Here is a 2215-nt window from a genome sequence, read left to right on the forward strand (position 1 = left end):
ATGGCACATGGCGGGGGAGCCGCCGTTGGCCGAGTTCGTGAGCCAACCGTGCGGACTGGTTCCGGGCGGCTATGGCATTTGCGTTGTTCCCCGATGCGAGCGGCCTTGGCGCTCGTCAGGCCTCGCGCTCTGCTCCACCCACCATCAGCAACGCAGTCGTTACCTGAAGGTGCCCCTGGACGAGTTCGTGGTACATCCGAAGGTGAAAGCCCTGCCCGCGTTCGGGCCTTGCGAGGTCCTCGCCTGCACCCGCGATCGTGACGGCAACGGCCCCTACTGCATGAACCACCAGACCTACTGGAACCAGGCCCGTCGACAGGCTGACGCTGGCACCGGCGAGCCGGTCGATCCCGAATTGTTCCGCCGAACCTCGCGGGCGGTCATGAACGGCACCGAGTGCAGTATGCGGGGGCTGCCGGACCGGGTCGTCGCAGAGCTGCTGTTCGGGCTCGAGCAACGCACCGCGTCCGGAACCAAGACCCGCACTGAGCAGTTCCGGCCGCTGGTGTCCTATCTCCTCGCCCACCAACTCGGTTCGATCGAGGAGGTGGTGCTCGACGACCTCCCGCAGGCTGTGAAGATCACGTGCTCACATTTCATCCGAGACGTTCGGCGCACCCGAATGAGCCCGGAAACCGAACGCCACAAAGATGTTTGGGATGTCACCGTCTTCGGGTTCAAAGGTAATTTGCGGTTCGGAACGATTTCGCAGCCGTGGTTGCGGGAGGCTGCGAAGGTCTTCGCCTACAACGAATTGCCCCACCGGCGTGGCGGGTCGGTCAAGGACCTGATCCAGCAGGAGATCAAGTTCGTCGCGCTGCTCTCGGACAGCCTGCGGTTGCAACGGCCCGGCGACCTCGGTAACGACCCACGGCTGCTCTCGCGCAGCGACATCGCCGGGTTTTTGAATCGGCTGTGGTTCCTGGTGGAGGGCGGCTTCATGACCTCCTACATGCGCAACACGGCGGTTCAGACCCTGCGGCGGGTTCTCATCCGGATGCGCGGTCTGGGTCTGACCAGGCACGGGCAGCCCATGCACGGGCTGGCCGACGATTTCGCCTTTGAGATCAACGACATCCCCGTGAGGGCTGAGTCCAACCCGCAGGTTCGTGATCTGCCCGTCGAAGTGATGCGTCACATCTGCTCACACTTGGATGATCTCGAAGAACTCGCGACTCGTGAAGTCCGCGTCGCTGTCGAGTTGCTCATCGATACCGGTCGTCGCCCGGACGAGATCTGTTGTCTGGACTGGGATTGTCTGGATCGCGACGAGCGCGACAAACCCGTGCTCATCTACACCAATTTCAAAGCCAACCGGCTCGGCCGCCGTTTGCCGATCGCCGAGGCGACGGCGGCGGGGGTCTTGGCTCAGCAGCAGCGGGTCAGGGCTCGGTTCCCGAACGAGCGCGTCGAGAAGCTGAAGCTGCTGCCGTCTACTACTCGAAATCCGCACGGAACGCGGCCAGTGTCCGACGAGTGGGTGACCACACGTCATCACCAGTGGATTCTCGGCCTGCCCGCGATCAGCGTCCCGGTGAGCGTGGAGATCGCCGGGAAGCTGGGCACGCAGATGCTGGCTTTCGACGTGTCGCGGATCTTCCTCTATGCCTATCGGCACACCTACGCCCAACGTCATGCAGATGCCGGGATAGCACCAGATATCTTGCGGCAGTTGATGGATCACCGCTTGATGCAGACCACGCAGGCCTACTACCGGGTCGGTGAGAAGCGTCGTCGCGAGGCGGTTGACCGGGTCACCACGATGCAGTTCGACCGGCACGGTAACAAGGTCTGGCGCGAAGCCAAGATGCTGCTCGACGCCGAGCATCTGCGCCGTGCCGTCGGCGAGGTCGCTGTTCCCTACGGCACCTGCAGCGAACCCAGCAACGTCGCCGCCGGCGGCGACGATTGCCCCGTTCGGTTTCGCTGCGTCGGCTGTTCACATTTCTCGACCGACGTGTCCTACCTGCCGGACCTCGAGGCCTATCTCGCCGATCTGTTGCGCAGCCGCGAACGGCTGCGCGGCGCCCTTGACGCCGACGAATGGGCCAAGACCGAAGCCATGCCCTCCGATGAAGAGATCATTCGCATCCGCCGCTTGATCGCTCGGATCAAGACTGATGTCGATGAGTTGTCGGCATCAGAGCAAGCGCAGATCGCGGAGTCGGTCGCGGTCGTCCGTCGCGCACGCAACCAAGTCGTCGGCCTCGGAACC

General features: G+C 63.6%; 1 protein-coding gene. It reads left to right on the forward strand.

The window, feature by feature from the left end:
* Nucleotides 1-25 precede the first annotated feature (25 nt).
* Nucleotides 26-2215, forward strand: a 2190-nt coding sequence (locus ACFWPJ_RS30960; RefSeq protein ID WP_378856785.1) for a tyrosine-type recombinase/integrase, incomplete at its 3' end; no start/stop codon positions are given.

The organism is Nocardia sp. NPDC058497 (genome assembly GCF_042720195.1).
In the GTDB taxonomy this organism is placed as follows: Bacteria; Actinomycetota; Actinomycetes; order Mycobacteriales; family Mycobacteriaceae; genus Nocardia.